At 19.5% G+C, this 884-nt stretch carries 1 protein-coding gene; it reads left to right on the top strand.

Translation table 11 applies throughout. The features are described 5' to 3' along the window. Positions 1–235: 235 nt before the first annotated feature. Positions 236–673 (top strand): GatB/YqeY domain-containing protein, encoded by a 438-nt coding sequence (locus GBZ86_RS16370; RefSeq protein ID WP_152892434.1) that lies wholly within the window; start codon positions 236–238, stop codon positions 671–673. Positions 674–884 lie beyond the last annotated feature (211 nt).

Raw genomic sequence — 884 nt, 5'->3', positions numbered from 1 at the left:
AGTCAGTTTATCTGTACTTTTTAAAAGAAAATATTTATCAAATATAAAAAATGCATAAAATAAAAAATTTAATCCAAAACTTTCTTATTTTAAATAAAATTGATATAATTTAAAAGTGATATATTTTTTATATTAAAATTAAACATAATTTTAAATAGTATTTTAAATCACAAATTTATTAAAAATATAAAAAGTGAGGTGAAGTGTTAGTGATTAAATTCACTAACTAATATTTATGTTAAAAGAAACATTAAAAAAAGATGAAATAGCAGCAATGAAAGCAAGGGATAAAGCTAAAGTAGGCGTTTTAAGATTAGTAAATGCAGATATTAAAGCTTTTGAAGTAAATGAAAGAGAAACAATTTCAGATGAAGGAATAATTAAAATAATAGAGAAAAATATTAAGCAAATAAAAGAAGCCCTTCAATATGCAGAACAATTAAATGATGAAGAAAAAATATCAGAAGGAAAATTTGCATTAGAAGTTTTAACACCATATCTTCCAAAGCAATTAAGTGATGAAGAAGTTATAGAAATGTTAAAGGTTATAATATCATCAAATAATTATGGATCATCAGATATGGGAAAAATAATGAAAGAGATTATGCCTAAAATAGCAGGAAAATATGAAAGATCAAAAGTAAATCCACTAGTTAAACAATTATTATCTTAATAACTAAGAATTAATTATAATACTAAACATCTTTATAATTTATTAAATTTTTAATTAATTATAAAGATGTTTTTTTGTAAATTTTATTTTTTAGGAAATAATATTAATAATTATAAATATAATATAAAAAAGGAAAAAGGAAGTGTTTTAAAGAATGAAAGTAAAAAGAAAAATTGATGAAAAAAACTTTTATGTTTATAGTATACAATAC

This window comes from Clostridium tarantellae (assembly GCF_009295725.1).
Lineage (GTDB): Bacteria > Bacillota > Clostridia > Clostridiales > Clostridiaceae > Sarcina > Sarcina tarantellae.
This window is presented reverse-complemented; position numbering and strand designations above follow the sequence as displayed.

Bases quoted from the DNA above. Each gene is read 5' to 3' on its own strand.
- GBZ86_RS16370 (WP_152892434.1), top strand. From the start codon at position 236: ATGTTAAAAGAAACATTAAAAAAAGATGAAATAGCAGCAATGAAAGCA.